The sequence below is a fragment of the Gymnodinialimonas phycosphaerae genome (genome assembly GCF_019195455.1).
GTDB classification, from domain to species: domain Bacteria; phylum Pseudomonadota; class Alphaproteobacteria; order Rhodobacterales; family Rhodobacteraceae; genus Gymnodinialimonas; species Gymnodinialimonas phycosphaerae.
The window spans coordinates 693,813-719,172 of sequence record NZ_JAIMBW010000001.1 but is presented as its reverse complement, the minus strand read 5'-3'; the positions used below and the strand labels follow the sequence as shown (position 1 = coordinate 719,172).

The following is a 25,360-nucleotide window of genomic DNA, read 5'->3' as shown; positions in this document are numbered from 1 at the left end:
CCCTATGCCTCGATCAAATGGGCGTAGAGGCCCCGGGCAGCCATCAGGTCCTGGTGGCGCCCCTGCTCGGCGATCTGACCCTGATCAAGGACGATAATCTCGTCACAATCGCGGATCGCGGACAGGCGGTGGGCGATGACAATAGCGGTGGTGCCGCGCCGCCGGATCGCCTCCATCACCCGGTGCTCGGTCATGGCGTCCAGCGCCGAAGTCGCCTCGTCCAACACGATGACGGACGGGTTCGTCGCCAAGGCGCGCGCAATCTCCAGCCGCTGCCGTTCCCCGCCCGAGAAGTTCTTGCCGCCCTCTGTCATTTCGGCGTCATAGCCGCCCGGGCGCTGCGCGATGGTGGCGTGGATCTGCGCATCATGGGCGGCGCGCACCAGGTCGGTTTCCGGGATCGTGTCATCCCACAACGTCAGGTTTTCGCGCACCGTGCCTTTGAACATCACCACATCCTGGCGGACGTAAGCCAGGCGCGCGGCCAAGGCCTCACGGGTCCAACCGGCATGGGGCCGCCCGCCGATCTCGACCGTGCCGGCGCTGGGATAGGCCATGCCGGTGATCAGCTTGCCCAGCGTCGATTTGCCTGACCCGCTGGTCCCGACCAAGGCCACCCGTTGCCCCGGGTGCATCGACAGGTTCAAACCGTCCAGCAAAGGCGCTTCCAACGGGCTGTATCCGAAGGACACATCGCGCAACTGCACCGAGCCCGAGGGGACTGCATCCGCCCGCACCGGCCTGTCAGCGGCAAATCCGGGATCAAGGTCTTGCTCCATGATGTCATCAAGGCGCTGTGTGAAGGAGCGGACTTGCTGCAACTCGGCCCCGAAGCCTGCAAGGCCCGTGACAGGTGCGGCAAAGGACGCAGCCAGTGATTGCAGGGCAACCAACTCGCCCAAGGTCAATTGCCCCTGCATCACCGCGTAACCGCCCGCGATCAGCACAAAAATCCCGATGATAATCGAGACGAGCCCCGGAAGCGGCGAAAGCCACGCAGACGCGCGCGCGGCGGCCTGGGTGCCATTGGTTAGATTGGCCAACAGCCCGGTCCAGCGCGTGTAAAGCATGTCCTCCGCGCCCGAGGCCTTGAACGTCTCCATATCCTTGAGGCCCGCAACCTTGGCCCCGGTCAGCTTGCCGCTTTCGATCGAGATCTTGCGAAACCTCTCGGACATGAGGCGGGTCGAGACCGCCAGAATGACCACGTTCAGCGCCGCCAACCCCGCCACCCCCAGGGTGATCATCGGGTGATAGGTCAGCATCGCCACCAGAAACAGCGTCGCCGTGATGACGTTGAGGGCGGCGCCTGTCAGTTGCGCCGTCAGAAGCGACACGAGGTCTTCGTTAAGGCGCACACGATCCGCGATCTCGCCGGAAAAGCGTTGCTCGAAAAAGGCAATCGGCAGGCGCATCATGTGTTGGAACAGGTCTTGCCCATTCCTAAGCGTCATCGCCTCGCCCAATCGCAGAAGCGTCATGCCCTGAAGCTGGATCAGGATGAAGCGGGCCACCGCCGTCAGCCCCATGCCGATCAGCAAGGGCACCAACCAATCCTCCAACGACCGCACGAGGATGTAATCGACAAAGATCTGCGAGAAAAACGGCACCAGAATGCCCGGCACCACAAGGGCCAGGGACACAAGGAACGCAAAGAACAGCGCGCCGCCAAAGCCGCGCATCCGGCGTAGGAGCGACGGGATCAGGGCCGGACGCGTGTCGCCGCGCTTGAAGCCCTCGCCCTTGGCAAACGTCAGGACCACGCCGGTGAAACTGTCCGAAAACTCGGACAGCGTTTCGACCCGGCGGCCCGAGGCGGGGTCGTTGATGTAGACCCGGTTGCGCCGCACACCTTCGACCACAAGGAAGTGGTTGAAATTCACGAAGGCGATCATTGGGCCCTTCATCGTGCGCAGCGCCTCCGGCTCAGCCTTGAGGCCCTTGGCGGTCAAGCCGAAGCTGCGCGCGGCCTTCAGAAGCGACGATGCCTTGGCCCCGTCGCGCGACACGCCGCACAGCGTCCGCAACTCATCCAAAGGCGCAAAGCGGCCGAAATACCCCAGCACCATGGCCAGGGACGCCGCGCCGCATTCAGCGGCCTCAAGCTGCAAGACGCTTTGGGTGCGCGCCCGGCCCGTCGCCCCAAACATCAGGGGGTCGCGTCCTCAAGAAGCCGCGCCAACCGCACGGAGGCCCCGGGGATCACGAGATCGATGATCGGGCGTTCCTCCAGCACGATCTGCCCGCCCAGAAGCGTACCGGCATTCACCCCCGACACCGGCCCGTCCGAGGCCGACCACGCAAACCCCGTTTCCGTGTCCGCATCAGGCAACAGGCGGATGCGCACTTCGATCGGCGCGCCTTCCAGCGAAAGCTGCTGAACCAGTTGATCATTCTGCAAGACCCGGCGCATGCCCTCCGGCGTTGCCGGAAGTTCCGAGACGGCAATCACCTCGCCGTGGATATGCCCGAAAACCTCACGTTCGACCGTTGTGGGCGCGATCTCGGCCAACATGCCGGGCTCGATCCGTTTGCCCTCTTCCGGTGGCACGAACATCAGCGCCACCAAGGCGCGCCCCTCTCCGGTTTGGGTCAACGTGGCCAGGGTGCCGCCCAGGGGCAGCACGTCGCCCGCGTTCACCTGCAATTCGACCACACGGCCTGTGTAGGGGGAAACGATCACACGCTCTTCGGACAATTGCGCCTCCAGGCGGGCAATCACGCGGACCCGTTCATCAATCGCCAGGCGTTCTTCGAGCAATTCGAATTCGCGCGTGGCCTCCCGTTCGCTGGCCTGAAACTCGATATCCTGCGCGTCCTCCACCAGGTTGGATATCCGCTCTTCCAAATCCGCCACCGCGATCTGCGCTTCAAGCAGACGGCTTTGGGGGACCACGTTGCGCTCGGCCAGGGGCACAAGCTCCAGCGCCAGTTCTTGCAGGACCGGAAGACGTGCGCGCAGGGCTTCCAAGGTCCGCTCCAACGCGGCCAGACTGCGGGCATCTGCGCTGGTCTCGCGCGCCAACCGCGCGTCCTGGGCCGCAAGAAGCTGGCTGTAGCGTTCCTGCTGATCCGCCAGAAGCGCCTGAGCACCCGCCAGTTCGCGGCGCAGTTCCGAGCGGGACAGGCGGGCGACCACTTGCCCTTCCTCGATCAAATCCCCAGGCGCGATGTCGATGGATTGCAGCAATCCGCCCTGTTCCGAGACGAGTTCCACCAGCCCCGCCTCATCGATCAGGATCCCTTCGCCCCGCACCTTGATCGGGGCCATTGTCACGCCCGCCCAAAACACGCCCGCACCGATCAGTGACGCAAGGCACAGAAGGACCAACCAACCCGACGCCCCAACCAGTCGCACCGGCCGATCCAGTCGTTCCGGGCTGGCCATCCGTTCCAGCGCAGCTTGGCGAAAAATCTTGCGCGCCACCTAAATCTCCTCAAACAATGGAGGGGAGTGTAAACAAAAGGCGTTACATCACAATAGGTAACGGCGCGTTGTTGCGGCCCGCAGAGCGGTACCGGTTGCAACCAACGTAATCGAGCGGGCCCCTTCGGTGGTGCAACAGCCGAACCATGACAGCGCAGGCGGATCGCGACAATGTCAAATGAGCTTGATGGATACTTCTCTGAAACCGCCTACCCCAGCCTGTTTCATGAACGTCTGACCCCCGCCAATCTTTCCGCCATGGCGCGGCGGCACGGATGGGCCGCCCCCGACCTTTGCCGCGCCTTCCGAATGCTGGATATCGGTTGCGGCGACGGGCTTGGATTGGCGCTTACGGCGGCCAGCCACCCGGAAGCACGGTTCGAGGGGCTTGACGGAATGGCCGAGCACATTGCGCGGGGACGCGCCTTCGGGGCCGGGTTGGACAACCTGGACCTGACCCACGCCCTGTTTGACGAGGCGCTGGCGCAGCAGGGCCCGCCCTGCGATTTCGTCACGATGCATGGGGTGATCGCCTGGGTGCCGCCGCTTGTCCGCGGCCAAGCGATGGATCTGGCGGCGCAGCGCACCGCCCCCGGTGGCATTTGCGCAATCAGCTACAACGCACTGCCGGGATGGACCGACGATCTTATCTACCAGCACACGGTGTATAATTTGGCGCGCAGCAAGGACGGCAGTGGGTTTGAACGCTTTCGTGCCGCCCATGATCAGGTCCGCGCGATGGCAGAGCTGAATTTGCCGGGCCTCGGCGCAGACGTAGCGGATCGCGTCGAAGAAACGTTCGCGCAAATGCCGCCCGACTATTTTCCCCACGAATACCTCAACGACGCGTGGCAGCCGCTCTGGAGCGCTGACGTCAAAGCACAGATGGCCGCGCGGGGGCTGACTTACCTAGGCCAGGCCATCATGGACCGCACGCGCCCGGACCTGACCCTCAGGTCCGGTCAACGGGCCGCGCTGGAAGAGGTTGAGGATGACATTTATCGCGATAGCCTTGTGGACGTGATCCGAAACACCCGGTTTCGCATCGACCTTTACGGCAAGGACCCGCAGCACGAAGCGCCCGAGGCATTCGATACCACGTGGCTCGTTGCCCATTGTGACGCGGATGTTGAGCTGATGGTGCGCGGGCCTGCGGGCACGATCCGCTTTGACAATCCCGCCGCGCGCGGCGTCGTGACAGCGCTGCAAAGCGGCCCCGCGCGGCTGGATCGCTTGGCCGAGGATCTTGGTCTTGGGCTACCCGATATCCGCAACGCGGTCGACTGCCTGCTGATCGCGCGCCTTGTGAGACCTGCGGCACCACCCGCTGCGACGGAGGTCGCCGAAGCGCTTAACACGCGACTGGCGAATAGCGCGCTGACGCCGCAAGGCCCCGATATCCTTGCCTTGGCCGGAGCCCATGGGCCAATGGACGCGCGCGCCATCGAGGTTGCCTTGCATGCAACGTCACCCGCAGACATCCTGTCTGCCGCCGCCTCGGAACCGGTGATCCGCGCGCGATACCTTGCATCGGATGCCGATCTGGATGACCCAGAAACGGCGATTTCCGCCGCCGAGATCAGCCAGGAAGTCCGCCGCCGCATGATCCGATTGGGCGTTGCGGTAAGGAATTCCTCCCTCCCGGAACCGCGGGCGGCGCGTTAAAAGTATTGATGCGTGCGACCGGCCTGCATAACGTTTCGCCCGCAAGATACAGCCTTTGAAAGATACCATTTAGTTAGGAGATTGCTATGAGTGACATGAAAAAGACCACCGAGAACAGCAAGGTCGAGTTGACCGACGATGAACTGGACGGCGTCCAAGGCGGCTACACGGCTGCGGATGGCGCGCACAAGGGCGGGACGCCACTGCGGGGTGGCATCATGAAAGAGCACGACGTGAAGGGGTACACGGAAAATGACAGCAAGGGCAAAGGCGGCAAGTCGTTCCAGGACGGCTCGGACCTGCGCATCGGCGCGTCCAAAGAAAGCTTCCTGAAGCGCTGATCGGTACGGACCGCGCAAGCGGATATCGCCAGTCGATTGACCAACACGCCCGCGCCCCCGGTCCCAGACGGTTTCATCTCCGGGGGCGTCGCTGTTTCAGGACACCGCAAGGCTTTGGTCTCGGCGGCCAACAGCCTCGGACCCCTCCATCCGAACGCGTCGCCTGAAGGTGGTGTCAGCAGGTCAAGTGGGGACGGAGTAAAAAAGGACGACCTTCGAAACAAGCACCATGCGCTCAAGCGGTCGGAGGCGGCAGCGCGATAAGGGAAATGGCGGACAGACAGTCCGAAGGCAGCAAACCTGAAAACAACTATATTATTGTTTTAGTTACATTTGTTCAATCTGCGTGCTGCAAGTTGTGCAGCAAGAAATGACGAGGGAAGATAGGGATTCAAAGACATTCGGGCTGGAAAAGCCCTGTCGCCTTCGAACGGAAGGTGGCTTAAACGAGCGCTAAGGACGGCATAAAAACGGGACAGGTCGACATTGCTGGTCGTGACTTCGACAGCCTGAACCTCCAGCGTTTCTTCGTCGATCCCCGTATGTATCTTGCGCCAAATGCGCCGCTTCGAGCCGCCATGTTTGCGGGCGTTTCATTAACTACCCGGAAGGCGCATGCAAGGCATGTTGCCGAGAGGGCGCCTTCCCCCTCAACCTTGATACCGGAGCTGTCGATGAGAAGATTAAGCGGGCCGGTTCCACCTCTATATGGACGACTGACATTCAGTTTCTTCGGGCCCCTCTCACACATGTAGCATGTGTCGCCGGACAATGGACGGCACAGCGTACTGAAATCAGGCGCAGCCCAATCCAGGCCGACCAATTACAGTAAGATTTCCACGAAGCCAGTCGTCTGCCGCAGCGGTAGCCCGAACGGCAGCTTCAAGCTCAGACAGGTTTGGATCGCAGCATCGCCGAACTGCTGCTGCCGACCACGTTTGCCTGTCGGCACTGGCATCCAGATCATTTCAGGATCAAACCAAATCGACAACGATCCGTGCTGCTTCAGGCTAGCATTGTAGGACGACCAATTCGTCGTCTTGTACTCGTACGGGTCCAACTGCTCATGGCTACCAGCTATCATGCTGTACTCGCGAGATGAATCCCCTCATTCCATTTGTGCAAAAAGGCCCGCGCGACAGTAACAGTGCTTATTTGCGCGCTTGAGATGACTATGAATTCTGTACGTTGAAGCTGACCGCCTCAGATACGACTGGTATGGCGCAGATAGGGAATTGGTCTGCCTCGTCCGAGGCATTGGAGCGGCGCGTTGAGGCGATTGAGACCAGCGATTACACCACCCACGGATGCGCCGAAGGCGACCAGAGCCATGGGCGCGTTCCGGTCCGAAGATCCGTTTGGCCATTTGTTTGAGATCTATTGCCACACCAACCGCAATAGGGCCAATGACACCGATCAAAACGGCACTAAAGAACCCCGCCCAAGCGTTCACAAGGGCAGCCCCGCGGCGGTCCGACAATGGGCGCATCGGTGCGTGCTGGTTCACGATCAACAACAAGACGTAAGATCTTGCCTGCACCGAGTAACAAGGCGATGCCAAGGGTCGTCCGCACCAGTCACCTACGCCACCGATCAGCGCGAAAGCACTCCACGCGCCGCTGACATTTTTCTGCAAGACGGTATCCATATTGAGACGAGCCGCCATAAGCATGCCATTCAAGGCACGTTCTTTTTGTATGTAAGGGAACCTGCGGGCAACCGGAAGGGGTTGGCAAATGCGGGCGCACGCCTGATCCGAGCGCCGGATTGGGGAACCAGTGTGCTGGACCGAGACGGACCTTAAGAGGGGCCACGCATGGGGCCTCGAAACGTTCGAGGCATTCCAAACCCACGGCACGCCGCCTGCCAAGCGCTAGTTGATCATCGCGTTGGGCAGCATCAAGGCAATCTGCGGGAAGGCCAGCAAGATTAGGATCGTCACCAACATCATGAGCCAGAACGGGATCACGCCAACGAAGATGTCTGACAGCGGCACCTTGGGCGCCACGGACTTCACGATGAACACGTTGAGGCCCACAGGTGGCGAGATTAGTCCCATTTCAAGCGTTAGCACCACAAGTACGCCGCACCAAATCGGATCGATGCCTTGCGCCACGATGATCGGAAAGAAGATCGGCAGCGTGAGGACCAGCATGGCGAAGCCCTCTAGGAACGTGCCGAGGATCAGATAGATCAGCAAGATCAGCCCAAGGATCGCCATCGGCGACAGGCCCAACGCGTCGATGAACTCCCCCACTGCAGACGGGATATGGCTGAGCGCGAGGAACGGGTTGATCATATGGGCGGCGATCAGGATCAACATGACCGTGGCCGTCGTGACAACACTGCCGCGCAGAGCCTCAAACAGGATTTTGAACGTGAGTGTACGGCGGATTAGGGTAATCACCATCACCGCCCCGACAGCGGAGGCCTCGACGGGTGAGAAATAGCCGCCATAAATGCCACCGATGGTCAGCGCAATAACGCCAAGGATCGGGGCGGCAGCAACAAACGCGCGGGTCTTCTCGGACAATGTGGTGCGCGGGCCAGCGGGGCCGAACTCTGGCTTGATGACACAGATTGCGGTGATCGCCAGTACAAACAGGGTCAGCAAAAGGATGCCCGGTAGGATGCCCGCAAGGAACAGGCGGCCGATGGATTGTTCCGTGAGGATCGCGTAGATCACGAAGCCCGTCGACGATGGGATCAGGATGCCAAGTGTGCCGCCAGCTGCCACAGCTCCCGTGGACAAGCGTTGGTTGTAGTTGAAGCGGTCCATCTGCGACAGCGCCACGCGGCCCATGGTCAGGGCCGAGGCGACAGATGATCCCGACAGCGCGGCGAAACCTCCGCACCCCAGGATCGTGGCGGACGCCAAGCCGCCTTTAACAGATCCAATAATCGCGTAAGCAGCATCGTAAAGCTGTCGGCTCATTCCCGTGGCAGCAGTGATATTGCCCATCAAGATGAACAATGGGATCACAACCAGTTCGGGCGACGACGCAAGGGTGAAGCTTTCAGATGCCATCAGGTTGAAAGCCGACGACATGCCGTTGAGCACCGATATTCCGATAAATCCTACCAAAAAAATTGCGAATGCCACGGGCACCCGCAGCATTAAGAGGATCAGGAGGGCGCCCATTCCGAGTAGCCCGGTTGCGGTATCTGTCATTGGAGGTGTGTCTCATCACGGCGCACGTCGCGCCCAGTGAACGCGATTTCAACCGCGCGAAGGACCATGCCAAGAGCCGTGAATATCGCCAATCCACACAGGGCGTATTGGAACCACGCCTTAGGCAGGCGCAACAGGTTAGTGGAGAGGTTCAACATCTCCGAGATTTGGGCGCTCTCGTATACGGCCCAAGCTAGTGTCACAAAGATCACGGCACCTAGAACGGCGGACCCTGAATCAATGGCGCGGTTCAAGGCCGGCGGAAAGGACCGCTCCAACAGATCAACTGAAATATGGCCACCGCGACGGTCACACAAAGCCATGCCACCAAAGACGACGATAACCATGGACATGATCGTGACATCCAGCGCCCCATAAATCGGCATACCAAATTGGCTGCCAATGACATCCGCTAGAATAACGCCCACCAGCACCGCCAACGCGATTGAGCCGATAAGCGCGGACAGGCCGATCAGCCTGTCCGCAATGGTTCTGACAAGGTCCATAAGGCCCTCAGTTGCCGTTCATCGCGGCCAACGTCTCGGCACCACCGACGGCCTCAACGTAGCCGTTGCTCACTTCCGAGACGGCTGCCGCGAAGACTGCAATTTCTTCCTCCGTCAGATCAATGATGACGTTGCTTGCATCGGAGCGTGCTGCGATCATGGCTTCATCTGCAGCGGCATACCATGCCTCTTCCGCGGAGCGGGACAATGGCATCCCGATAGAGGCGTCCAATGCCGCGCGGTGCTCATCTGACAGGCCGTTATAGACGCCTTCGTTCATCACGGTGAAGACCGTCAGACGGCCCAAAGGCGCGCCTACGGTGATCGAGTCCGCGACTTCATCCAAACGGAAATCAATCAGCGTCGAGGCTCCCGTAATCACGCCGTCAATCTCGCCCGTGTCCAAGGCTTGGTAGACTTGGCTGATCGGCATCTGCTGCGGCGTCGCGCCCAAGGCCACTGCCACATCCGCCGCCGTTGCCCCCGCCACGCGTGTGTCGAGGCCAATCAGATCGGCGGGCGAGCGGACTTCAACGCTGCCCATTATCAGCACGTTCGGCTCGGACGTCCAAAGTGCCAATGGCACGGTACCGGGGAATTCACCTGCAAGGTGATCTCCGTAGGCCGCCCAAAGCGCTTCATACCCCGGCAAATCTACAGGGATAGCGCCCGGAAGTTCGGCAATCATCGTCTGCTCAAACTGCGAAGAAGTGTAGCCCGGAAGAACCCATGTGATCTCAGACACGTTTTGCAACGCGCGCACGTATTGCTCCACCGGCCCGGCGCCCAATTCGCCGCCGTGATAGCCGCACACGATCAGCTCTCCATTGGTGGCAGCAGTCACCTCGGTGTTCAACCGCTCAATCACGGATGCGTTGATGGTGTGAAAGGGCGGCGTGAAATTCGCGAACTTCAATTCTTCGGCGTAAACGGCTGTTGTGGCGAGCAAAAACGCCGCCCCAGCCAGAACTGGTTTGATGAACATTGGTATCCTCCCGGTGCCCCCAATTGGGGACCTGTTACCGGGCCACGGCCCCGGTGCCGTCACCATGCTGGCCTGAGTGTTCCCGGTGCTGTCACGATCGTCGTTGATTGGCCAGATGCCAGGCATTAGGCCGATGAGTTGTTTGATCGGACACACCCCTGTCCGACCAGAATGCGCCCCACGTTCAAGCTATAGCATAGGCTGGCGTCCCCAAGAACTGACCATGCTCTGTTGCACGCTGTTGTCTGAACTGGCTCCTCATGACTGCGCACCAATTGCCATCCGCAGGATCTGGTCCGCATCGCCGGCTTGTCCGCACCACGACACAAATCCATCTGGCCGCACGAGGATAAGCGGCTGCACGTAATCGCGCCGCTCCTCCTCAAATGTGTCCGCCACAATGGTCAGCGGAATGCTCAAGGCCTGCGCTGCCTCGGCAAAATCCACACTATCCACCCCGAAGGCAAACAAGGTGAAGCCAGCGCCCAAGGTCTGATAGGTCGTGCGCCCGTCAGACAGGGCGCGCGGGGCGATGTGGTGGCCCGCGCGGGCGTCAAACCTGTGGTCGCCGCGCGCGCTCGGAGTGCCATCCCCGTCTACAATGGGCGAGCCTTGGTAGTTAGGCTCGTACGCAAGAACCTCCTCGTCGCCCTCATTGCGGGCGCTCCACTTGGTGGCAAATTCTGCCGGGTCCTTCTCCGGACTATAGGTTTGAAGGAAGTCACGGTCCTCCTCGATGAAGTTTCCGATGAAGTCGCGCCCGAGGGAAGCGAAAACGGGTCGGCGTTCTGCGTCGTAACTGTCCAGCAAGGCGTCACCTGCCCATCCATCCAGCGCGGCCGCAAGTTTCCAGCCAAGATTGCGCGCATCCTCAAACCCGGTGTTGATCCCATAGCCGCCGTAGGGGGGGTGACTGTGGCTGGCATCCCCCGCCACCAACACACGATCCTTGCGATAGCGATCGGCCAGCGCAAACCGCAGGTCCCAAAAGCCAACGTAAGATATGTCGATCTCAAACGACGCGCCGACAGCCTCTGTCAGGATCGCCTCGAAGTCCGTATTTTTGCGTGTCGTGTCCGTGGGCACGGGGGCATGGAAAAACCACTCCGTCACACCATCGACGCGGCCCAAAAATTTCCAATAGCCGTTCAACTCTGGATCGAGCGCGTTGTAGAAGGACCGGGGCGGATGGTACTTGGCCAGCAGATCGCTGAGGTCGGGCGATTTGAAGACGATCAGAACCATCTTGCGGTCGTGAGCAGTAATGGTCTGCGTGATGCCCGCAGCATCGCGGGTGGCGGAGTTGCTGCCATCGCAGGCCACCGCATATCGCGCGCGCAGGACACTGCCGTCATCCGCTGTGATCATCACGCCGTCGTCGTCTTGGTCCAGCCCTTTAAACGACAGCCCATAGCGTAAGTCTATTGTATCGAGCTCCGCCGCACGGGCGCGCAACACCTTCTCCGTCTGGTATTGCGGCATTCGGTCCACGCGCTGCCCGTAGTAGGGCTGCACATTTTCTCGTGCCAGCCAATCATAGGCGTAATCGCTTAGGATCGTGCGGTACGTCACCAGCCCGCCGTTGGCCAACCCCGGTGGCATCACCCTTGCGGCCCGCATCTTGGGCTCACATCCCCAACTATCGATATTTTCCAAGGAGCGTTGGGTCAGGTTCTGACCCTTTGGCACCATCTGCGGTTCTGGATGGCGTTCCACCACGGCCGTTTTGATGCCCCGTTGGCCGAGGTCGATGGCAAGTCCCATACCCACAGGGCCGCCGCCAATAACGATAACTTCGTGGGTGAAATCCATTGCTAGACCCCCTGCCCGACCGTGCCGGGTTCAAAATAAACATGTTTGGTCTCAAGAAAATCCGACAGGCCCTCGCCACCATGTAGCCGGCCCATTCCCGACTGCCCGAAACCACCGGTTTCCGCTTCGGCAAACAGGCGAAGGTGTGAATTCACCCAGACCGTGCCAGCGCGTATGGCCCGGCTAACCCGCATTGCGCGTGCCACGTCTGTTGTGAAGACCGACGCCGCAAGGCCGAACACGGTCGCATTGGCCTTGGCAATGGCTTCAACTTCATCTGCGAAGGTCTCGATGGACACGATGGATCCAAAGAGTTCCTCTTGAATGAGGCTCGTTTGCAAGTCATCGATGCGGAACAGCGTGGGTGACAGGAACGCGCCGATGCCCTGCGCTTCGCCACGCAGAACCATCTGTCCCTCATCGCCTGCTTGCTCGATAAGCCGCAACAGACGCGCTTGATTGGGCATATCGATCAACGCGCCCATCTGGCTGGACGGATCGGTGCCGGGACCCACGCGCACCGCGCGATACGCAGCGATCATTTTGTATTCGAACGTCTGAGCTACGCTCTCGTGGACCAGGAACCGTGCTGCCGCGACACAGATTTGCCCCGCCATGTTGAGCGACCCGTGAGTCAGTTCGCGCACGGCCTTGTCCAAATCCGCATCGGCGAAAATGACGGCGGGCGCTTTGCCTCCCGGCTCTAATCCGACCCGTTTCAACGTCTTCGATGCACCTTCCATGATTTTCTTGCCGGTGGCGCTCGACCCGGTGAAGGAAATCACGTCGATGTCGGGTGAGGCGACCACGGCTTGGCCCACTTCGATCCCGTTTTCGTTAACGGAGTTAACCACCCCTGCGGGCAGGCTCGGTGCGCCTGCGATGCATTGCATGATCCGCGCATGAACCAGCGGCGTCTGAGCGGCGGGCTTGATCACGCAAGTGCACCCTGCGGCCAAAGCAGGCGCCAGTGAGCGCACCAAAAGCGTGACCGGCGCGTTCCACGGCACGACGATCGCTGTTACGCCAGCAGCTTCGCGTGCGAACAGCGACATGGCACCGGGGCCGATTTCCTGCATGGTGCCGCGTACGGATCGCGCGAGGCCTGCATAATATCGCATCTCGGACACACCGGCCATGGTCTCACCCATGGCCGCTGCGCGCAGTTTGCCGTTCTCTGCCACGACCAGTGCTGCTATCTCATCCTTCGCGGCCTCCAATGCGTCCGCAATCTCATACATCGCCGCTGCACGAATACGGGGGGACGAGGCCCATGTACCTTCCAGGAAGGTGGCGCGCGCAACTGTTGCAGCCTCTTCCAACAACGCAGCTGATCCCGGCAAAAATTGCCCCACGACCGAGCCGTCGGCCGGGTTCGTGCTGTCACAGGGCGCGCTGCCATCGTCGCGCCATGCGCCCGCAATGAAATGTTGTGCGATCCGCGTCATTCTACAGCTTCAACCCCAACAACTTCACCGCGTTGTCTTGGAATATCTTCTGGCGCTGCGCGTCAGTAATTTCCAATTCTTCAATGATCTTAATGGTTTCACGAATGTACATGGGACCTTGTTCGGGATCGAATGGCGCATCAGACGCAAACAACACGCGATCATCCGAAAAGAAATCCATGGCATGGGTGATAGCGCGGGACGATCCAAAGGTTGCCGTATCCGCGTAGTATTCCTTGAAATATTCCAGATGTGGCCGCTTCAATCCGCGCCGCACGGCGGCAAGGTCTTTGTCGGTCGTCCGCGCCCCCATCTGGTCCCAACCGGCGCCGACACGGCCTTCAAAAAAGGGCACCATGCCGCCTGCGTGGTGTGTGATGATGTTGAGGCCGGGGTAGCGGTCAAAGTGGCCTGAGAAGACCAGCCGTGCCATGGCGGCAGAGGTCTCGTAAGGCCAACCAAACGTCCACCAAATCTCAAACTCCGACTGCTCCTCCGCCAGATAATCGGTGAAGTTCGCCCCGCGTGCTGGGTGCATCCAGATCGGTTTGCCAGCCGAATGCATGTATTCAAAGAACGGCTCGAACTCAGGGCGGTCCAATGGCCTGCCAGATACGTTGGTGAAAACCTGCATCCCACACGCGCCGAGGTCCTCGATATTGCGGCGCGCGTCCTCCACCATCGCGTCAGGGTTCGACATCACTGCCGTGCCGATAAAACCGGGGAAGCGGTCAGGATACTTTTGGCACAACTCCGCCATGCTATCCGATGCTATGGTCGCCAGTTCCAGCGACTTTGCGGGGGCCGCGTATTTCTCATAGGGAGGTGACGCGATGGAGAGGATTTGGCAGTAATCATCGCCGAACATATCCATCACCTCGAACCGGCGGTCGAGGTTCGTCATCATCGGTACAGCCTCAGACCTGCGCGTGATGTCGGTTGTGGAGCCCAGATGATCAATCAGCGCATCGTGGAATGGCTTCGGCCAGATGTGGTTGAATACGTCGATCTTTTTCATGTGAATTCTCCGACAGATTTTTGGGCAAGAGGCTGCTGTGTGTCCGCCATAGCGGCGCTAATGCTTTTGGTGGCCGCGCGAAGCGCGGAATGAAGCGCGGCATGGTCAATCCCCGAGTAGTCTGCCTCCTCCATGCTGACGCACAGCGACGCGATTGGGTTTTCTCCGGCGTCAAAGACTGGCGCTGCGGACCCGACGATGCCGGGCGTGACTTCTCCATGAGCTACAACGAATCCATCTTGCCGGATGGTGCGGAACACCTCCTGCACTTCAGCCTCAGAAGTGGCGATCCGGTTGGCATCGGGTCGTTGCGCCAGAATTTTGCGCTGTCGGCGTGGCAAGAAGGCCAAGATCGCTTTGGATGCAGCCCCCCCCAAAAGTGGCATCGGGCGCCCGCGTGGGTAGCTGGTGCGCGCCATGGCGTCGCGGCTGACGGAGGCGACGCATAAAGACCGTTCGCCGTACCAGCGCACCAAGAATGCGGTGCCGGGAAATTGCGCGGACAGGTATTTTAGGTGGTCCTGCCCGAAAGTGACCAATGGGTCTGATTGGCGGGCGAGAAAGTCCATTTCAACGAAGCGGGGGCCAAGCCCGTAAGCCGCCCCGTGAACTGGCGCAAGGAATCCGGTTTCCTTCAGCACCTTCAGGTAGCGGTAGAGGGTGGGACGCGAAAAGCCTAGGACCTCCATCATGTCCTGCGGGGTCCATTCCAGATGATCCTCGGTGAACAGATCCAGGATGCTTAGCAGCCGCTCGCCGCTGCCCGCGCTCATGCGCTTTGCTCCCGACGGGTGGCGCGGTTTCGAATGACATCCAGCGCCATAAGGCTTAGGCCGCCCGCAACGCCTACGATATCCGTGACAGCCGCACCGGGGAACGCCCCTGCTGGGACCAGGGCGATCAATCCGAACGCCGCAAACCCTACGCGCATCACCATCGACAAATGACCCGAGAAATAGCCCGCGAGCGCGCTTGAAACCAACCAAACGCCCATGCCCGCGCTGGCGATCGCGATTGTGATGTCCCAGCTTTCGCCTTGCAGCAACAGCGTGGGCGACAAAACGAACAGGACCGGGATCACATAGGCGGACCAACCAAACCGCATCGCGGCCCATCCTGTCGCCATTGCGGGCGCTTTGGCGATGGAAGCGGCGGCAAAGGCCGCGAGTGCAATGGGCGGGGTGATCATTGACATCATTCCGAAGTAGAGGACGTACAAATGCGCCCCAATTTCATTGATGCCGACTGCCACCAAGGCGGGCGCAACCAAGGCCGCCAACAAGACGTAGACGCCAAGTGTCGGAAGACCCATACCAAGAACAATGCAGACAAGTGCTGACAGAAACAGCAGCAGCGCCGCTGAGCCACCGCCGATTTGCACCAGCAGATACGTCAGGTTGAACGACAGTCCCGTGACGTTCAGGACGCCGATCACGATACCTGAAGCGGTTGAGATCAAGATGATCTCAGTCACGCCATGGCCGCACTTTGACAGGCTTCCTGCTATGGCACGCAAGCTGGGGCGTGCGCCGCGATAACCGATCAGCAAGGACGAGGCGATCAGCACAAGGCAGGCCCATGTTGCGGCCCTTTCCGGCTGATAGCGCAGCCAAAACAGCATGTAGATCAACGCGGCGAAGGCGAATGCGAAGTGGACACCGACGATAACCATACGTCCTTTGGGGATTTCAGACCGAGGCACAGGGCGGATGCCAAGGCGTGCCGCTTCCAGGTCCGCTTGGATGAACAAGGCCACATAATAGAGGATCGCAGGCACGAGAGCCGCCAAGACGATATCGGCGTAGGGAACGGCCAGGAACTCGGCCATCAGAAACGCAGACGCGCCCATCACGGGCGGCATGAGTTGCCCTCCGGTCGATGCGACGGCTTCAATCGCGCCAGCCTTGTGGGCGGGGTATCCGTCCCGTTTGATCATTGGAATCGTGACCACGCCGGTCCCAACGACATTGGCAACGGCAGAACCTGAGATGGAGCCAAACAGGCCCGATGCCAGAACCGCGATTTTCATCGAACCACCCCGGAACCTCCCCATCGCGATCATCGCCGCATCAGTGAAGAACTGTGACCCTCCGGTGATGCCCAAAAGCGTGCCGAAGAGGATGAAGGCGACCACGATGGTTGCGGCAACAGACATCGGCAATCCCAACATGCCGTTGCTGTCCAAAGCCATATAGCCCGCCAGCAATTGCCAATTCTGGGCACGGCCTTGCAATCTGCCGGGAAACACGTCTCCAAATAGCGCGTAGAGGATGAACACGGCGATGATGATCACCAAAGCCCATCCCGTCGCGCGCCGAAGCGCCTCAAGTGTCAATAAAACGATGATGAGGCCGGGCAGCCAGGCGTCCACGGGACGCGAGAAGATCGTCAGCACGAGGCGTGGATATTCGACCGCTACATAGCCCGCCATCGCCGCCGCAATCAGTGCAAGCGCGACGTCGGTGTAGGGCACGCGGACCCGCTGGGTCCCACGCACGCGGGGCAGTATCAAGTAGGATACCGCAAGTGTCAGTCCCAGAATGGCTGCGAAAAGCTGTTGCGGGTAAATGTTTAGGCCAATGACCCGCTGAAACGACACCGCCCACCCGATGGCCAGCAGCGTCATCAACGCGGCCAACACATCTGCGACCGGTCGCCAGATGTTGGAGGACAGGCCGGACCCGGCCCCTCCCCCCGTGATTTCAGGTGTTGCGTTCACCTATTCCAGTCCGACTTCTTCGAAGAAGGCCAAAGCACCGGGGTGATACTGGGTGACGCCCAAAGCGCCACGCATGTTTTCGGGCCGGAACGCACGCATTGGAGGGAAGGTTTCGCCCATGATCGTGCCGCCCTCATACATGGCACGTGCCATGGCGGCGACCACATCATCGGGCACATCTGCGTGGGTAAAGACGACCTGTGGGAACGCGATATACGTGGTCTCTTCCAAGACACCGGGCATGGCACCCTCAGGCAGCGACATGAAGAACGCGGTCGGCCAATGCGCCTGCGCGGAGGCCAAGGCTTCATCGCTGTCGTCGCCCACACCCAACGCGCGCAAACCGCCTACTGCGGCGTCCGCTTCACGTACCTTGCCCGCACCATGGGCGAAGATGAAACCAACGGTATCGCCCGCCATGAACGCATCTGCGCCCGCCACGACCGAGGCCACATTGACCGGAACAATGTCATCGCGGGTCATCCCTGCGGTGGCATAGAAGGCTGACAGCTGCGGCAGAATGGTGTTTTGCGCGGTGTAGCCATCCGTCATCGGCAGGCCGGCCAGGTCTGCGACTGACATGATACCGCTGTCGGCGCGTACGAAAATAGCCTCAACCAACGGCTGAAGGTGGCCAACGATGCGCAAATTCGGGTTCTCGACCCCGTTCCACCACTCCGCTCCGGTGATCGCGTATTCAACCTCTTGCAGATTCGCCACGCCAAACTCGATCCCACCAGTATTGACGAAGGGGATAAATTGGTTGGGGCTGGTGGCGGGTTGGATCGTGGCATTCAACCCGCTTGCGTTGGCCGCGTTTGCCACTGAGGTACCGATGTTGTGGAACAGTGATCCCGGGTTGGACGTCGCGATACCCACGGCTTGCTGTGCGTGCGCCGCACCACCAAGCCCAAGTGTAGTGGCGACAAACGCGCCGAAGAGTACCTTATTCATGGTCTATTTCCTCCCTGGAAAGTTGCGATCGCCCTCCCCGGAAACCGCAAAAATCTCACATAATGAGATTCGTGACGAATATTGCTTGCGAGAGGAAACAATTCAAGACAATTTGAGAGAGTGGCGGATTTTTGGGGGGCGCCGTGGACACTCACGAACATCACAAGCCAGCAACTGGGGCGGAGGCGTTGCTGACTGGTCTCAAGTCCAGCGGCATCGACTATGTTTTTGCGAATGCAGGCACGGACTTCCCCCCAATTATTGAGGCTATGGCCCGACTGCCCGTTGATGCCTCTCCGGTTGCAATCACCGTTCCCCATGAAACCGCAGGCGTCGCCATGGCGCACGGGCACTACCTTGTCACGGGGCGCGCGCAGGCGGTGATGTTCCACGTGAACGTCGGCCTCGCGAATGCGGTCATGGGGGTGATCAATGCCGCCAGCGACAATATCCCCGTCCTCGTCATGTCAGGGCGCACGCCGATCACGGAGACGGGTCGACCCGGCCACCGGGTGACACCGATCCACTACGGCCAAGAGATGTTCGACCAGACGTCATTGCTGCGCGATGTGGTGAAATTCAATTACGAGCTTCGGTACCCAGAACAAGCGGGAGAGCTGGTGGGCCGCGCCATGGCTTTGGCGAATTCTGCACCAGAAGGCCCCGTTTATCTGAGCCTCCCACGAGAGCCATTGGCAGAGGCCTGCCCCGACTGGAACAGCCCTCAGCCCACTACGAGACCAAGAGCGACGCCAGCCGCCCCTGATCCAGCCGCGATTGTGACGCTCGCCGACTGGTTGCGCGCCGCCGATAGCCCGACAATCCTGTGCCAACGCGGTGACCCAGACGGCCAGCTTGGCGCGGCGCTTTCTACCTTCGCCACTCACCACGGCATCCGCGTTGTCAGCCCGTTCATGACACGTAACCTGCTGTCCTCGGATCATCCAAACTTCGCGGGCTTTGCACCGGATGCGGTGTTCGATCAGACGGACCTTCTGATCGTTCTCGACAGCCCAACACCTTGGATTGCGGCAACTAATAGTCCACCGCCCAGTTGCAAAGTTGTCCACATCGGCCCCGATCCCCATTTCGCCCGGTTGCCGATGCGCGGGAACCAGACGGATATCGCAGTGCAGTCCGATCCGCTTTTGGCCCTTGCAGCGCTGGATGCGGCCCTTGCGGCACCCTTGATCAACGCAGACAAACGGAACGCTGCGCTGGCAGGTCAATCCGCTGCGCGCCGCACGAAGCTTGCCGCCGTCGCGCGCAATGCTGTTGGAGAGCCGATGGGCGCGGAATGGCTCAGTCACTGTATCAGTAACGCGATGGGCGACGACGCCGTGGTTTTCTCGGACCTCGGCGTGTTGCCGGGTTCCATGGACCTTGCCGGGCCGAACCGTGTCTTCATCAGCCCTCATTCCGGTGGCCTTGGATGGGCGATGAACGCAGCCCTTGGCGCGCAGCTTGCGGACCGGGAACGTTTGGTAATCGCATGCGTGGGCGACGGGTCGTATATGTTCGCCAACCCCGTAGCAGCCCACCAAATCGCGGAAGCCTTGCAGCTTCCGATCCTGACCATCGTCAAGAACAACGCGATGTGGAACGCTGTGCGCCGCTCCGTCATCGGGGCCTACCCGGACGGGGCCGCCGCCAAGGCCAACGAGATGCCGCTGACATCCCTTGCCCCTCTGCCCGACTTCACGAAAGTCGCACAGGCGAACCGTGCGCACGCAGAAAAGGTTGCGTGCGGGCAGGACCTGCCCGCAGCCCTCAAGCGCGCCATCAAGGTCATCCGAACCGAGCGACGCCAAGCCCTGCTTGATGTGTGTGTGGCCGTATCAGATGCCCATTGATCCATTGTCCATTGCGCTCGCGATCATAGGCATCGTGATTGGCGGCATCGTCAAAGGAGCAACCGGCGCCGGCGCGCCCATCGTGGCCGTTCCGCTCTTGGCAGTCGCTTTCGATGTGCCAACAGCAGTCACAATCTTTACGATCCCCAATCTGATTTCCAACATGTGGCAAGCGTGGCAATATCGCGAACATAACCTTTCGCGGCGCTTCATCTTGCCCCTTTTGATCGCCGCTTTTGTCGGTGCGGGACTTGGCACTGTGATGCTGATTAGTTTGCCATCGGAATTCCTGACCACGGGCGTCGCGATCGGGTGCATCGCCTACATCGCTTTCCGTCTTGCACGTCCCGATTGGAGCTTGTCGCTAAAGACCGCAACCCGCGTTGTTGCCCCCGTAGGGCTTGCCGCTGGGGTCCTGCAAGGTGCCATCGGGGTCTCTGCCCCGATTTCCGTTACCTTCCTCAGCGCCCTGAAACTTGACCGCCCCGTTTTCATCGCCACAATCTCAGCTGTGTTTGTCGCGATGTCTTATGCGCAGATCCCATTGATCGCGAGCGCAGGGTTAATGACGCCCACGCTGATCGTGTTCGGGTTCGCCGCGCTTGGCCTTGTGCTTATTACAATGCCGTTGGGCGCAGCCTTAGCGCAGCGCTGGTCGCCTGCGGTGTTCAGTAACATCATTCTGGTGATGCTGGCCGTTATTGCTTTGCGCCTGCTCGCCAACTTGTTCTGACCACTTCCCCGAAAGGATATGACATGGAAACTACCCCGGCAGTGGACCTCGCAAAAGCGGAGGCTGAAGTTGATTTGCCCGAAATCGGGGATCGTAGCCGCTATAACGCGTTGATGGAGGTCATCCGCAACCGCGTGACCGTGCGCAAGTTCGACCCGGATTACGTCGTCCCGGAAGAGCATTATGACATGATCATGGAAGCCGCCCGCCACGGCCCGTCAGGCGCAAACGCACAGCCGTGGCAGTTCATTGTCGTCAAGGAAGCGGACAAGAAGGCCAAGATGGCCGACTATTTCGTGGCCGAGCAACGGTTCCGCGCGAAGGCCAAGATGAAGTTCCCGACGCCTGATTATCGTGGCCTCGCCACGGCGCCCGGCTTTGTTGTCGTCTGCTCGGACATGCGGTGGGTTAACGCCTTCCCAATCCTGAACGACGGATCCGATCTGGACGCGCGCTACAAGGAAAATGCGGAGCGGATTTTGCTTCAATCCGTAGCCGCCGCGACGATGTCCGCCCATTTGGCCGCTGCATCCCTTGGCTATACGGTCTGGTGGGTCACGGCGATTGGACAGGAAGAGGCCCAAAAGGAACTGCGTCCTCTGCTTGGAATTCCGGAGGAAATCTCAGTCCTTGATATCTTCCTGTTCGGACCACCTGCGAGCGCACCCTACAAGCGTTGGCGCAGACCTATCGAGGAAATCCTGCATCAAGATACCTACAACACGGACCACTTTATGTCGGATGAGGATATGGCGGAGTGGATCAAAACCCGCCGTCACAGGGTGATGTTCAAGGATGCGTCAAAGATCGATTGATCATGCCAGACGAACTGGAAGGTTGATCGGTCCCCGAAATCCAAACCCGCGCCATTCCACCACAGACGGGTCAGGCAAATCCATATTGGGGAACCGCTCGAACAGCTTTGGCAGCATGATGTCAGCAATGGCACGACGTGCCACATGGGTGCCTTGGCAGAAGTGCGGGCCGTTGCCAAAGGCTTGGTGCGGCTTCTTTTCGCGGTAGACGTCATAGAATTCCCCGTCCCCGTAGATTTCTTCATCGCGGTTGGAGGACGCTTGGATCGTCATTACCGTGTCACCCTTGGGGATCACATAGCCGCGAATTTCCGTGTCCTCCTTTACCAGCCGAGACGACGCTTGGATCGGTGCCACCCAACGCACGCCTTCTTCAAACGCGCCACTCCAATTGTCGGTGCGCTTGACCTCTTCCAACTGATCGGGATTTGTCAGAAGTCCGTAGAGGATCGTTGACAGCGCATCGCGCGGCTCATTGATGCCGCCGCCAATGGCGATCTTGATGTTGGCGTAAATCTGGGATTCTGGGATCGGGTCGTCAGAATTGACCATCACCGACAGCGCCGAGGAATTGGGATTGGCGCGGTGGGCCACGGACACGCGATCAAACAGCGCATTCATCTCTGCATTGGCCTGGTCTGAGTGTTCAAATGGTTCGGGCCGCCAGCCAAAGTTACCCGATCCGTCGATCAATATCTGGCTCCACCGCTGCATCTCCTCGTCTGTGGCCTCAGGTATGCCCAACAGCACCGCCAACCCCCGCGCCGCGTAGGGCCCAGACAGAAGCTTATGCAGATCAACGACTTCACCCTTGGGCAAACGATCCAGATATTCGTCCGCGATGTCGCTGTAGGCGGGCATCCATTCGCCCTTGATGACGCGCGGATTAAAGGCCGGCGCCATCGCCATCCGTTCACGCAAATGCTCTTCCCCATCTTTGCGCATCAGCGTGTGCGCGTTGAACGCGCGCTGCATCGGCGTGTTGGGATCATCCGAGCTGAAAATTTCAGGGTGGTCTTTGACATACTTCGTATCCGCCGCCTTGGTCAGCAACGTGCGGTTGGCGGACTGGACGCGCAATACCGGCGATTGGGCACGCAGGCGGCGGTAAATCGGATAGGGATCGCGGTCCAACTGATCCAGCGATATCTCTGTATCAAGTGGTGCAAACGCGCTGTCAGCGGTTCGTGCTCCCATAACGATATTCTCCCGGTACGGCTTAAAGACACAGGAACGATCACTCGTCCACACATGCAGATCGTGCATATCAAAACGGCGTTTGGAGCGTTTCGTCCATAGCTAATGCTGCGATCCTTGCCGCCTATGATTTTTCAATCAGTTCCCGCGCAAAGATTCTTGACCTTGGATTGCGCCTAGAAAATGTCAAAGAGCAGCGCTGGGGGGGGACCCAGACCGGAAATATCCGAGGAAGCCAACGCGCGTAGTTACGGCCAATCGGCGTAGGTCCGCGATTGCAGGAGTTCCGCGACGTTGTCCCTACGCCGGATGGCTTTGCGGAATGCGCCCGGTGGAAATCCGGTATGGGTTTTGAAGAACGCGCTGAATTGCGGCGTGCTGCGAAACCCAAGATAGTCGGCGATCTGATCGAGCGTTAAGTGTGAACGTTGCAACAGGGCCTGCGCTTCCACTGTCAGCCGGTCCAAGACAAGACGCTGAGGCGGAATACCTAATTTGCGCGTGCAGATATCGTGCAGCCGGTCTGATGACATTCCCAACTCCTGCGCAAAACGTTGCACGGGCCAGCGGTCGCACAGATGCGACTCGACCAGATGACGAAACGTCTCCAACGTCAGATCCACATCGCGGTGATCGGCGGCTGGGGTAACGTCTGCCGTGCCCACCCGCCAAAGCGAGACCATCAGAATGCGGATCTGCGCCTCGATCACGGTATCCATTCCCGTCTCGACCGCGTCCAACTCCCGCAGAATGGCGGAAAAACAAGCGGCGAGGCTTTGCTCAATGTCCGACTTCATGGACAGATCGAGGGTAAAGTCGCGCGCTGACATCAACCGCAGGGCGGCGACTTCGGGTTTGTGACCTATGGCATTCGATAACGTGGCCTCCCCCAGCGTCATGATCGCCCCATTGCTTCCCGCATGGGCCCGAATACGAGTGTTTGCATCTTTCGGCCCCCAGATGATCGCGGGGGCCGCGACCGTTTCCTCTCGGTCGGCTTCAAGGCGCGTGATAGCCCCAGAAGAGACCATGATGCATTGTGAGGTGCGTCCTGGAAAATCGACAAGACCACCCAGAATGCGATCATGCAGCCCGCTGCGAAACGCCTCTGCGTGGATGGTCGATTGGTGCGCCAATGGCACGGATTTGAGGGAATGACATGAGTTCACCCCCCGATAATGACATTACTTTCCCGGATATCAATATTTTTTGCCCGATTTCTGGGGCGTAGGGTAAACGGACCGCGGTTCACAGTATCCGGCTGCGGGACACCGCGCTGCCATGGGAAGGCTTGCTGCGGAAATGGGGGAGGACACCTAGTGAGCGTGGCGAAGCCTGCTTTGGGCACATTGCAGACGAGCGGCACACATGTGGCCCCCTCGTCATCGCATAGTGTTGAGACCGCTACATCGGCTGCCGCGTCAGCCTTTGCCGATTGGTCCCATCGGCCGATTGCAGAGCGCGCCCGCACGATCGCGTCCATGGCTGATCTATTGGAAGACCGACGAGGTGATCTGTACGCCGTAGCCGAGGAAGAACTGGGCGCCACACGTTCGTGGATCGATTTCAACATCGACTTGGCCAAAGGCATCCTGAAACATGTTGCAAGCTTAGGTCCTGCCCTTGAGGACAAGACCGTGGTGCATGGAACGCCCGAGACCCGGTCTATCATTCGTCGTCAGGCGGCAGGTGTGGTTTTAGGGCTGGTTCCGTGGAATGCCCCGATAACGCTTGGCGTGCGCGCCGTGGCGGGGCCGCTGATGTGCGGCAACACGGTGGTGATGAAGGGTTCTGATATCTGCCCGCGCACCCATCAATTGCTGGTCGATATCCTAAATGGATCTGGCCTGCCCGAAGGTGCGCTAAGCTGCGTCGTCGGTACGCAGGATGATGCCCATGACATCATGGTCGCGTTGATTGCGGATCCTTGCGTGCGGCGGATAAATTTCACCGGATCGACCCGCGTGGGCCGCGATGTTGCGATTGAAGCTGCACGCCATTTGAAGCCTGCGCTTCTCGAGCTGTCTGGAAAAGCGCCGCTCATCGTGTTGGAGGATGCGGACCTCGACGCCGCAGTGGAGGCTGCTTGTTTTGGCGCCTACTTCAACCAAGGCCAGATTTGCATGTCGACCGAGTGGATTATTGTCGTGCACTCCATTGCAGACACCTTTGTGTCCAAGCTGACGTCCCGTGTGGCCCAGCTTGCGGCAGAGACCGGACCTGACCGTGGCCGAATGATCTCGGCCAAGGCAGTTGAACGGGTGCGCGCTTTGGTCGAGGATGCAGTCTCGAAGGGTGCTCGATTGTTGGTTGGGGGCGAAACAGCGGCCGACCAGATGCAGCCGACACTTCTGGATGGCATAGCGTCCAACATGCGGGTGTTCCGAGAGGAAACCTTCGGGCCACTGGCAAGTGTGATGCGGGTGCAGGATGCGGAAGAAGCGATTTCCATTGCCAACGCATCCGATTACGGCCTGAACGCCGCTATCTTCACCGCAGACCTGAACCGCGCGCAAGCGATGGCAGAGACGCTTGAATACGGCGTGGTGCAAATCAACGGACCCACAGTTCACGATGATCCCGCGATGCCCTTTGGCGGTATGAAATTAAGCGGTCACGGGCGATTTGGCGGCGAGAGCGTCATTCACGAATTCACCGAACAGCGCTGGATCGCGATCCACGAGGTTGGGAGCACACCAAGACTGTAACATCCCC

19 protein-coding genes and 1 pseudogene are annotated in these 25,360 nt (G+C 60.0%); 6 read left to right on the top strand and 14 right to left on the bottom strand.

The window, feature by feature from the left end:
- Positions 1-2 precede the first annotated feature (2 nt).
- Both KUL25_RS03575 and KUL25_RS03570 read right to left on the bottom strand, forming a co-directional pair.
- The gene (locus tag KUL25_RS03575; RefSeq protein WP_257891675.1) at positions 3-2,150 is read right to left on the bottom strand and encodes an NHLP family bacteriocin export ABC transporter peptidase/permease/ATPase subunit; all 2,148 of its coding nucleotides are present in this window, start codon (positions 2,148-2,150) and stop codon (positions 3-5) included.
- Positions 2,150-3,427 (bottom strand): NHLP bacteriocin system secretion protein, encoded by a 1,278-nt coding sequence (locus KUL25_RS03570; RefSeq protein WP_257891674.1) that lies wholly within the window; start codon positions 3,425-3,427, stop codon positions 2,150-2,152. Before KUL25_RS03570 ends, KUL25_RS03575 begins: the two co-directional genes overlap by 1 nt.
- Before the next feature lie 171 nt (positions 3,428-3,598).
- Between KUL25_RS03570 and KUL25_RS03565 the strand changes: the two genes are divergently transcribed.
- A complete protein-coding gene (locus KUL25_RS03565) occupies positions 3,599-5,092 on the top strand; it encodes a class I SAM-dependent methyltransferase (RefSeq protein ID WP_257891673.1) in 1,494 nt (497 codons plus the stop codon).
- Between the two features lie 86 nt (positions 5,093-5,178).
- Positions 5,179-5,433 carry a hypothetical protein gene (locus KUL25_RS03560; RefSeq protein ID WP_257891672.1) on the top strand — a complete coding sequence of 85 codons (255 nt, stop codon included), beginning with the start codon at positions 5,179-5,181 and terminating at the stop codon, positions 5,431-5,433.
- A gap of 482 nt (positions 5,434-5,915) precedes the next feature.
- On the opposite strand, the pseudogene KUL25_RS03555 reads toward KUL25_RS03560, so the two are convergent.
- The 10 genes and pseudogenes from KUL25_RS03555 to KUL25_RS03510 all read right to left on the bottom strand — a co-directional run.
- Positions 5,916-6,501: pseudogene (locus KUL25_RS03555) on the bottom strand (transposase); the annotation flags it as partial.
- Between the two features lie 805 nt (positions 6,502-7,306).
- Positions 7,307-8,605, bottom strand: a complete 1,299-nt coding sequence (locus tag KUL25_RS03550; RefSeq protein ID WP_257891671.1) for a TRAP transporter large permease — start codon at positions 8,603-8,605, stop codon at positions 7,307-7,309.
- Positions 8,602-9,111: a TRAP transporter small permease gene (locus KUL25_RS03545; protein ID WP_257891670.1), complete on the bottom strand. Its 510-nt coding sequence runs from the start codon at positions 9,109-9,111 to the stop codon at positions 8,602-8,604. The genes KUL25_RS03550 and KUL25_RS03545 overlap by 4 nt, the downstream gene beginning before the upstream one ends.
- Positions 9,112-9,118: 7 nt before the next feature.
- A complete protein-coding gene (locus KUL25_RS03540) occupies positions 9,119-10,096 on the bottom strand; it encodes a TRAP transporter substrate-binding protein (RefSeq protein WP_257891669.1) in 978 nt (325 codons plus the stop codon).
- Positions 10,097-10,354: 258 nt separating this feature from the next.
- Positions 10,355-11,908, bottom strand: coding sequence for an FAD-dependent monooxygenase (locus KUL25_RS03535; protein WP_257891668.1), 1,554 nt, complete (start codon positions 11,906-11,908; stop codon positions 10,355-10,357).
- A 2-nt stretch (positions 11,909-11,910) separates the two neighbouring features.
- Positions 11,911-13,356, bottom strand: a complete 1,446-nt coding sequence (locus KUL25_RS03530; RefSeq protein WP_257891667.1) for an aldehyde dehydrogenase family protein — start codon at positions 13,354-13,356, stop codon at positions 11,911-11,913.
- Between the two features lies 1 nt (position 13,357).
- Entirely contained in the window at positions 13,358-14,374 is a 1,017-nt protein-coding gene (locus KUL25_RS03525) for an amidohydrolase family protein (RefSeq protein WP_257891666.1), read from the bottom strand.
- Entirely contained in the window at positions 14,371-15,147 is a 777-nt protein-coding gene (locus KUL25_RS03520; protein ID WP_257891665.1) for an IclR family transcriptional regulator, read from the bottom strand. Before KUL25_RS03520 ends, KUL25_RS03525 begins: the two co-directional genes overlap by 4 nt.
- The gene (locus tag KUL25_RS03515) at positions 15,144-17,093 is read right to left on the bottom strand and encodes a TRAP transporter permease (protein WP_257891664.1); all 1,950 of its coding nucleotides are present in this window, start codon (positions 17,091-17,093) and stop codon (positions 15,144-15,146) included. Before KUL25_RS03515 ends, KUL25_RS03520 begins: the two co-directional genes overlap by 4 nt.
- Positions 17,094-18,047 (bottom strand): TAXI family TRAP transporter solute-binding subunit, encoded by a 954-nt coding sequence (locus KUL25_RS03510; RefSeq protein ID WP_257891663.1) that lies wholly within the window; start codon positions 18,045-18,047, stop codon positions 17,094-17,096. It lies immediately after the preceding gene.
- Positions 18,048-18,190: 143 nt separating this feature from the next.
- On the opposite strand from KUL25_RS03510, the gene KUL25_RS03505 reads away from it, so the two are divergent.
- The 3 genes from KUL25_RS03505 to KUL25_RS03495 are packed head-to-tail and all read left to right on the top strand — an operon-like array spanning position 18,191 to position 21,448.
- A complete protein-coding gene (locus tag KUL25_RS03505; protein ID WP_257891662.1) occupies positions 18,191-19,900 on the top strand; it encodes a thiamine pyrophosphate-requiring protein in 1,710 nt (569 codons plus the stop codon).
- A complete protein-coding gene (locus tag KUL25_RS03500; protein ID WP_257894812.1) occupies positions 19,869-20,633 on the top strand; it encodes a sulfite exporter TauE/SafE family protein in 765 nt (254 codons plus the stop codon). The genes KUL25_RS03505 and KUL25_RS03500 overlap by 32 nt, the downstream gene beginning before the upstream one ends.
- A gap of 23 nt (positions 20,634-20,656) precedes the next feature.
- Entirely contained in the window at positions 20,657-21,448 is a 792-nt protein-coding gene (locus KUL25_RS03495) for a nitroreductase family protein (RefSeq protein WP_257891661.1), read from the top strand.
- On the opposite strand, the gene KUL25_RS03490 is transcribed toward KUL25_RS03495, so the two are convergent.
- Together KUL25_RS03490 and KUL25_RS03485 are read right to left on the bottom strand one after the other, a co-directional pair.
- Entirely contained in the window at positions 21,449-22,645 is a 1,197-nt protein-coding gene (locus tag KUL25_RS03490; RefSeq protein ID WP_257891660.1) for a cytochrome P450, read from the bottom strand.
- Positions 22,646-22,893: 248 nt separating this feature from the next.
- Positions 22,894-23,676: a helix-turn-helix transcriptional regulator gene (locus KUL25_RS03485; protein WP_257891659.1), complete on the bottom strand. Its 783-nt coding sequence runs from the start codon at positions 23,674-23,676 to the stop codon at positions 22,894-22,896.
- Between the two features lie 147 nt (positions 23,677-23,823).
- Between KUL25_RS03485 and KUL25_RS03480 the strand changes: the two genes are divergently transcribed.
- Positions 23,824-25,353: an aldehyde dehydrogenase family protein gene (locus tag KUL25_RS03480; RefSeq protein ID WP_257891658.1), complete on the top strand. Its 1,530-nt coding sequence runs from the start codon at positions 23,824-23,826 to the stop codon at positions 25,351-25,353.
- The last annotated feature ends 7 nt before the right edge of the window (positions 25,354-25,360 follow it).

Bases quoted from the DNA above. Each gene is read 5' to 3' on its own strand.
- KUL25_RS03500 (WP_257894812.1), top strand. From the start codon at position 19,869: ATGTGTGTGTGGCCGTATCAGATGCCCATTGATCCATTGTCCATTGCG.
- KUL25_RS03560 (WP_257891672.1), top strand. From the start codon at position 5,179: ATGAGTGACATGAAAAAGACCACCGAGAACAGCAAGGTCGAGTTGACC.
- KUL25_RS03525 (WP_257891666.1), bottom strand. From the start codon at position 14,374: ATGAAAAAGATCGACGTATTCAACCACATCTGGCCGAAGCCATTCCAC.
- KUL25_RS03565 (WP_257891673.1), top strand. From the start codon at position 3,599: ATGTCAAATGAGCTTGATGGATACTTCTCTGAAACCGCCTACCCCAGC.
- KUL25_RS03530 (WP_257891667.1), bottom strand. From the start codon at position 13,356: ATGACGCGGATCGCACAACATTTCATTGCGGGCGCATGGCGCGACGAT.
- KUL25_RS03520 (WP_257891665.1), bottom strand. From the start codon at position 15,147: ATGAGCGCGGGCAGCGGCGAGCGGCTGCTAAGCATCCTGGATCTGTTC.
- KUL25_RS03510 (WP_257891663.1), bottom strand. From the start codon at position 18,047: ATGAATAAGGTACTCTTCGGCGCGTTTGTCGCCACTACACTTGGGCTT.
- KUL25_RS03535 (WP_257891668.1), bottom strand. From the start codon at position 11,908: ATGGATTTCACCCACGAAGTTATCGTTATTGGCGGCGGCCCTGTGGGT.
- KUL25_RS03575 (WP_257891675.1), bottom strand. From the start codon at position 2,150: ATGTTTGGGGCGACGGGCCGGGCGCGCACCCAAAGCGTCTTGCAGCTT.
- KUL25_RS03485 (WP_257891659.1), bottom strand. From the start codon at position 23,676: ATGGTCTCTTCTGGGGCTATCACGCGCCTTGAAGCCGACCGAGAGGAA.
- KUL25_RS03540 (WP_257891669.1), bottom strand. From the start codon at position 10,096: ATGTTCATCAAACCAGTTCTGGCTGGGGCGGCGTTTTTGCTCGCCACA.
- KUL25_RS03490 (WP_257891660.1), bottom strand. From the start codon at position 22,645: ATGGGAGCACGAACCGCTGACAGCGCGTTTGCACCACTTGATACAGAG.
- KUL25_RS03480 (WP_257891658.1), top strand. From the start codon at position 23,824: ATGACATTACTTTCCCGGATATCAATATTTTTTGCCCGATTTCTGGGG.
- KUL25_RS03550 (WP_257891671.1), bottom strand. From the start codon at position 8,605: ATGACAGATACCGCAACCGGGCTACTCGGAATGGGCGCCCTCCTGATC.
- KUL25_RS03545 (WP_257891670.1), bottom strand. From the start codon at position 9,111: ATGGACCTTGTCAGAACCATTGCGGACAGGCTGATCGGCCTGTCCGCG.
- KUL25_RS03495 (WP_257891661.1), top strand. From the start codon at position 20,657: ATGGAAACTACCCCGGCAGTGGACCTCGCAAAAGCGGAGGCTGAAGTT.